The following is a 6,602-nucleotide window of genomic DNA, read 5'->3' on the forward strand; positions in this document are numbered from 1 at the left end:
CGGCACAAGTCCGGCAGGTCGCCGGGCCAAAGGATCCGCCGGCCAGGCGTCCATATGGAATAATCCGTTTCAGTGGTCCTTACCGGACCGCTCCACGGATCGGAGGGGGCACACGTGCCAGCCACAGCACCACCAGCGGGCAGCGCTGCGCCAGCCGGCCCGGGCATCAACAACTCCCAGGTCCCCAAGCATGAGCAGCTGCGCCTGATCATCCTGAAGCTGGCCAAGGACGAACTGGAACCGGGCGCCCGCCTGCCCAGCGAGCGTACCCTCATGGACACCTACGGCGTCAGCAGGATTACCGTCCGGGCCGCCATCGGCCGCCTGGTCAACGAAGGGCACCTGGTCCGGGTCCCGGCGAAGGGCACCTATGTGGCGGACTCTCCCGTGCAGTCCACCCTGCACCTGGCCTCCTTCACACAGGAGATGGAAGCCATGGGCCACGTTCCCAGCACCGTCGTGCTTGTGGCCGAGGCCGCCGCAGCCCCGGATGACACCGCGGAAGCGCTGAGCCTGGAGCCAGGGTCGGAAGCGATCCACCTCCGGCGCCTCCGGCTGGCGGATGGCCGGCCAGTAAGCGTTGATGACGCCTGGTACAACCCGGAGCACGCGGCGGGGCTGCTGGATATCGACCTGACGGGGTCCGTCTACAAGGCGCTGGCAGCGCAGTTCGGCCACCAAATCGACAGGGCACGGCAAAGCGTGCGGTCCGAGGGCGCCCCGGCGGACGTCGGGGCGCTCCTCGGCACGGGAACCGGGGCGCCGGTACTGGCCTTCGACCGCGTCTCGTATTCAGGCCACCTGGCCATTGAGCATTCGCGGTCCTGGTACCGTTCCGACCGCTACTCCCTCACCATGGAAGTTCGGCTCTAGCCGCCGTCCGGCCGGGGCCAACAGACACTTCGGGCGCTGTTAGTCCATCCGGAACAGGCCGGAACCGGCGGCCACCCCGCCGGACACGACGAGGGTTGCGGTGTCCGGCTTGGAGTCAAGCACGACGACGGGACTCACCAGCGAATACCCCGCAGCAAGGGCGGCGGCGGGGTCCACATGCATGACAGGGTCACCGGCGCCGACGGTGTCCCCCTGGGCTATGAGCAGCTTGAAGCCTTCGCCCTTGAGCTTGACGGTATCGATGCCCACGTGGGTCAGCACACCGCGCCCTGACGACTCCACCACCACAAAGGCGTGGGGCAGGAGCTTTACCACCTTCCCCGACACCGGGGACACGACGTCGAACGCTTCCCCGGCCGGCGGCTCGACCGCCGCACCCGCGCCCACCATCTGGCCCGCGAACACCGGATCCGGAACCTCGGCCAGGGGAACAACCGTGCCGCCAATGGGCGCGTGGACAACAAGCGACGGCATCAGAGCAGGTCCTCGATGTCTTCGGCGAGCATGTCGGCCTCGGGTCCCACAATGACCTGGACGGCCGTGCCGGCGGTCAGCACCCCGTGCGCTCCGGCAGCCTTCAAGGATGCCTCATTGACCAGGGAGGAATCCTTGACTTCCGTGCGGAGGCGCGTGATGCACGCCTCGACCTCCACGATGTTGCCGGCTCCGCCCAGGCCTTCAATGATTTGTTGTGCTTTGGACATGGCTGCCCTTTCTGACGGTGCCCACGGGGGCACTTCTTCAGCACCGGGCCGGCGGCCCAGGTGCGACCAGTCACGGCTTGTCCCGCCGGACATTCGGATAACCGCGGGGTTTTCCTCATGCCTTGACAGGGTCCGTGGGATGAATCACACTGAACTGGTCATAACCAGACAGTACCGGCTGTGACCCCCACTCCACAAGCCCCCATCCGAACCCGCAGAGGTGCAATCATGCCAACATCCGAGACCGCCGCACTGGCTCCAGAGAAAAAGCCGAACAGGGCTTTCGCCACCCTTCAGCGGCTGGGCCGCTGCCTGATGCTGCCCATCGCCGTCCTCCCCGCCGCCGGCCTCCTCCTGCGCATCGGCCAGGCCGACCTGCTCGGCGCCATTCCCGGATTCGAAGGCGGCGCCGCCGTCATTTCGGCTGCCGGCAACGCCGTCTTCACGTGGCTGCCGCTCATCTTCGCTGTGGGCATCGCCATCGGCTGGGCCAAGAAGGCGGACGGATCCACCGCGCTGGCAGCAGTGGTGGGCTACATGGTGATCGACGGCGTCTTCAAGGCAATGTCGCCGCTGGTCCTGGCCGGCCAGGTTGATCCTTCCGGCAAGCAATCGGTGATCAACTACGGTGTGCTGGCCGGCATTGTCGTGGGCCTGTTTTCCGCCACCTTGTGGCAGCGGTTCTACCGCACCAAACTGCCCGACTTCCTGGGCTTCTTCAGCGGCCGCCGCCTGGTGCCCATCCTGACATCCGTCGCCAGCCTGGTTGCCGGCGTCTGCCTGGCGCTGGTGTACCCCATCTTCAACTCCGGCCTGTCAGCGGCAGGGCAGGCTGTCGCCGGAAACCCCGAGCTCGGCGGCGGCATCTATGGCTTCGCCAACCGCATGCTCCTCCCGGCAGGCCTGCACCACATCCTCAACTCCGGGCTTTGGTTCCTTATTGGCGACTACACCGACGCCTCTGGTCAGCTGGTCCGCGGCGACCTGAACCGCTTCTTCGCGGGCGACCCCGCCGCCGGCGCCTTCATGGCCGGGTTCTTCCCCATCATGATGTTCGGCCTGCCGGCAGCCGCCCTGGCCATCTGGCGCCACGCAAAGCCCAGCCAGAAGAAGGTGGTGGGCGGCATCATGCTCTCCACAGCCCTGACCGCGTTCTTCACCGGCATCACCGAACCGCTTGAGTACTCCTTCATGTTCGTCGCCTTCCCGCTCTACATCGTGCACGCGGCCCTGACCGGCACGTCCATGGCCTTGGTGAATGCGCTGGACATCCACCATGGCTTCACCTTCTCGGCAGGCCTGATCGACTTCGTCCTCAACTTCGGCAAGGCGCAAAACGGGTGGCTGCTTATCCCCATCGGCCTGGGCTACGCGGCGATCTACTATTTCCTCTTCTCCTTCGTGATCAAACGCTGGAACCTCCGCACCCCGGGCCGCGAGGACGACGAGATCACCATAGAAACCGACGCCGCCAAGTAGGCCGGCAATCCTGTCCTTGGCACCAGCAACCGAAAGCACCCTAACCGCATGGAAATCGTTATCCTCCGCACCCCCGCCGACGTGGCCCGCACGGCCGCGGACGCCATCGAGCAGCAGGTCCTCAGCGGCCCGTCAGTGCTCGGCCTGGCCACCGGGTCAACGCCCCTCGGCACGTACCGCGAGCTCATCCAACGGCACCGGAACGGCGGGCTGAGCTTTGCCGGGGCGCAAGCCTTCCTCCTCGATGAGTATGTTGGCCTGCCCGGCACGCACCCGCAGTCCTACCACTCCGTGATCCGGCGGGAGTTCGTGGACAGTGTGGACTTCCCGGCAGGGACGGTGCACGGCCTGGATGGCGTGGCGGAGGATCTCGACGCCGAGGCCGCACGGTATGAGGCGGCCATTGCAGCATCGGGTGGAGTGGACATCCAAATCCTGGGAATCGGCTCGGACGGCCATGTGGGCTTCAACGAACCGATGTCCTCGCTGGCCTCCCGGACCAGGATCAAGACCCTCACCCAGCAGACCCGGCAGGACAACGCCCGCTTCTTTACAGATCATGCGGCAGTTCCGGACCATGTACTGACCCAGGGCCTGGGCACCATCCTGGAGGCGCGGCACCTGCTGCTTCTTGCGATGGGTGAAGCCAAGGCCGGGGCCGTCGCGGCAGCCGTGGAAGGTCCCGTGGCGGCGCTATGCCCTGCGTCCGCGCTCCAGCTCCATCCGCACGTCACGGTCCTGGTGGACGAGGCTGCTGCGTCCATGCTGGCGCACCGGGCGTACTACCAGGACACCTTTGGGCGGAAGCCCGCCTGGCAGGGTCTCTGAGAATGGCACGGTCCCTGAGCCGGGCGGGACTGCCGCTACTTGAGCTGGCGGTGGAAGACGCCGCGGGGGTGCGGCTCGCAGCGTCTGTGGGCGCCGCGCGGGTTGAGCTCTGCGCCGCACTCGCGGAAACGGACGGCATCACGCCAAGCATCGGCACCGTGACGCAGGCGTGCCTGGTGGGCCTTCCGGTCCATGTGCTCGTCCGGCCGCGGCCCGGCGGCTCCGTGTACACGGCTGAGGAGCTTGACGTACTTGAGCGCGATGTGGCGGCGGTGCTGGACGCCGGTGCCGCGGGCGTCGTCGTAGGAGTGTTGGCGGCCGACGGCGGCCCGGACGTTCCGGCATTTCAGCGCCTTGCCGGGGTGGCCCGCCGCCGCCACCCCGCTGCAGAGATGACCTTCCACCGGGCATTCGATACTGCCCTCGCTGCGGGCCTGGACCCTGCTGATGCATTGGCCCGTCTGGAACGGGCCGGCGCCAACCGGGTCCTCACCAGCGGCGGAAGCCCTGACTGCGCCACCGGGCTGCCCATGCTGGCGCATTTGGTTCAGCTGGGACGGGACCATGCCCCGTCGGTACAGATCATGGCCGGGGGCGGAGTACGGCTGGAACACATGTCCGGGCTGGTCCACAGCGGTGTCCACGCCATCCACACCTCGGCGCGGGGGGTAGACCCCTCCACAGGGTCAAGGGCCCGTGCCGCGGATCCCTCACTTGCTGCCGGGATGGCAGCTGCTCTTCGAAAGGCTGCATGATGGGCAGTGAACTGATTCTTCGCGGCCGCCTCGTCTCCGCAACCATGGACATCGCGGACGGCTTGGTAGCGGTCGACGGCGGACGGGTCACCTATGCCGGGCCGGCGTCGCAATTTCCCGGGCAAGGCTGGCCGGGCGAACCACAGCCCCGCCGCATCCTGCTGCCCGGGCTGGTGGACCTGCACTGCCACGGGGCCCACGGCTCGGACTTCTCCGAAGGTTCGGCGGCGGGTGCCCGTTCAGCAGCCCGCTACCTGCACAGCCGCGGAACCACCACGCTGCTGGCCAGCCTGGTCACCGCTGCCCCTGCTGATCTGCTCCGGAACGTGAAGGTGCTGCGGGCCTTGGCCGAAGAGGGGCTGGTTGCGGGCACGCACCTGGAAGGTCCCTTCCTCTCGGCCGGGCAGTGCGGCGCGCACGATCCTGGGCTGCTGTTGGAACCCGATGCAGCGTTGATGGCCCGGCTGTTGGAGGCGGCGGGCGCTTCCCTGGTTTCCATGACGCTGGCGGCCGAACTGCCGGGCGCCTCCACGCTGGTCGACCTGCTGACGGCGCGTGGAATCATCCCCTCCCTGGGCCACACCGCCGCGGACAGCCAGACGGCCTCCGCATTCCTGGAACGGGCGGCTGAAGGGCTCGCGGTGCCGGCCAATACCACCGGCCGGATCCGGCCCACCGTCACGCACCTCTTCAATGCAATGCCCAGCCTGCACCACCGCTCCCCCGGTCCGGTGTCCGCCAGCCTGGGTGCGGCCCATGCCGGCAACGCCGTCGTGGAACTGATTGCCGACGGCGTCCACCTGGCTCCGGAGACGGTCAAAATGGTGTTCGAACTGGTGGGCGCGGCAAACATCGCGCTGGTCACGGACTCCATGGCGGCAACGGGCCTGCACGATGGCCAGTACCGGCTGGGCACCCTTGCGGTGACGGTTGACGGAGGCGTGGCCCGGACGGATGGCAATGGCGCGATCGCCGGTGGTACGGCAACGATGCTCGACGTTCTGCGGTCCACCGTGGCGGCTGGCGTCACCCTGCAGGAAGCAACGACGGCGGCCACCGCAGTTCCTGCGTCCGTCCTGGGATTCTCAGCACAGGCAGGCGACCTCCGCGAAGGCATGCCGGCCGACGTCGTTGTCGTTGACCGGGACCTGCGTCTTGAGGGAGTGCTGCGGCGGGGCGAGTGGGTCACACCGCCGGGGTAGCGCTGTTCGGTTGTCCGGCCGTTGAATGTCAGACCCCGCTGCCAAGATGGATCCATGGAAAGCAACCCGGTGGCGGAGGCGGAGGCGGCAGTAGACGCATCTGTGGCTGCTTTTGCGGCGGTGCTTAATGGCAGCGGTACCGCTGTTTCCGGTACCGCTGGTTCCGGTCTTGCGGGCGGGGCTGATGACGATCCGTTGCAGCGGGCTGCTGATGCGGCGTTGGATGTCCTGGGTGGGGTGGCGCGGTCGGAAGCGAAGTTGGCGGCGGTGAAGGCAGTGGCCGCGGCGGCCCTTGCCGGGGCGACGAAGGCGATGAATCCTCCGCCCGGGTCCCCTCACGAGGCCACGGCGCAGGACCGGAGCCTGGTGGCGGAGGTCGCGTGTGCGCTGGCCATCGGTGACCGGGCCGCCGGTGCTTTGCTCGCTGAAGCCCATGCCTTGACCGCGTCGCTGCCCCGGACCCTGGCCGCTCTGCAGGGCGGGACGATTTCCTGGGCGCACGCCCGGACCATGGTGGACCAGACCGTCGGCCTTGGCCCGGCCGCGGCGGCGGCCCTGGAGGCCCATTTCCTGGACCCGGACGCCCCGGGGGCGGTCCGCCGGTGCCCGGTAGGGGAGATGCCCGCGTACCGGTTCAGGACCAAGGCGCGGGGGTGGCGGGAACGGCACCATCCGGAGAGCCTGGCGAAGCGGCACGCCAAGTCCCTGGCGGACCGGCGGGTGGAGTGCTGGCCGGATAA

The 6,602-nt window shown here is 68.1% G+C and carries 7 protein-coding genes and 1 pseudogene; 6 read left to right on the forward strand and 2 right to left on the reverse strand.

Annotated features, from left to right (window positions below; genetic code table 11):
* Positions 1 to 114: 114 nt before the first annotated feature.
* Positions 115 to 873 (forward strand): GntR family transcriptional regulator, encoded by a 759-nt coding sequence (locus PV768_RS08075; RefSeq protein ID WP_323057478.1) that lies wholly within the window; start codon positions 115 to 117, stop codon positions 871 to 873.
* 39 nt (positions 874 to 912) lie between these two features.
* On the opposite strand, the gene PV768_RS08080 is transcribed toward PV768_RS08075, so the two are convergent.
* Entirely contained in the window at positions 913 to 1,368 is a 456-nt protein-coding gene (locus tag PV768_RS08080; RefSeq protein WP_157240701.1) for a PTS sugar transporter subunit IIA, read from the reverse strand.
* On the reverse strand, positions 1,368 to 1,598 hold the full coding sequence (locus tag PV768_RS08085) for a glucose PTS transporter subunit EIIB (protein WP_157240699.1): 231 nt from the start codon (positions 1,596 to 1,598) through the stop codon (positions 1,368 to 1,370). The genes PV768_RS08080 and PV768_RS08085 overlap by 1 nt, the downstream gene beginning before the upstream one ends.
* A 228-nt stretch (positions 1,599 to 1,826) precedes the next feature.
* On the opposite strand from PV768_RS08085, the gene PV768_RS08090 reads away from it, so the two are divergent.
* The 5 genes and pseudogenes from PV768_RS08090 to PV768_RS08110 form a co-directional block, all read left to right on the forward strand.
* The gene (locus PV768_RS08090; RefSeq protein WP_157240697.1) at positions 1,827 to 3,077 is read left to right on the forward strand and encodes a PTS transporter subunit EIIC; all 1,251 of its coding nucleotides are present in this window, start codon (positions 1,827 to 1,829) and stop codon (positions 3,075 to 3,077) included.
* 48 nt (positions 3,078 to 3,125) lie between these two features.
* The gene (gene nagB / locus PV768_RS08095; RefSeq protein ID WP_421092762.1) at positions 3,126 to 3,905 is read left to right on the forward strand and encodes a glucosamine-6-phosphate deaminase; all 780 of its coding nucleotides are present in this window, start codon (positions 3,126 to 3,128) and stop codon (positions 3,903 to 3,905) included.
* A 2-nt stretch (positions 3,906 to 3,907) separates the two neighbouring features.
* Positions 3,908 to 4,660, forward strand: a complete 753-nt coding sequence (locus PV768_RS08100; RefSeq protein WP_421092763.1) for a copper homeostasis protein CutC — start codon at positions 3,908 to 3,910, stop codon at positions 4,658 to 4,660.
* Positions 4,660 to 5,862: an N-acetylglucosamine-6-phosphate deacetylase gene (locus tag PV768_RS08105; RefSeq protein ID WP_421092764.1), complete on the forward strand. Its 1,203-nt coding sequence runs from the start codon at positions 4,660 to 4,662 to the stop codon at positions 5,860 to 5,862. Before PV768_RS08100 ends, PV768_RS08105 begins: the two co-directional genes overlap by 1 nt.
* 54 nt (positions 5,863 to 5,916) lie before the next feature.
* Positions 5,917 to 6,602, forward strand: a pseudogene (locus PV768_RS08110) (endonuclease); the annotation flags it as partial.

The sequence above is a fragment of the Pseudarthrobacter sp. CC4 genome, assembly GCF_048957775.1.
GTDB lineage: Bacteria > Actinomycetota > Actinomycetes > Actinomycetales > Micrococcaceae > Arthrobacter.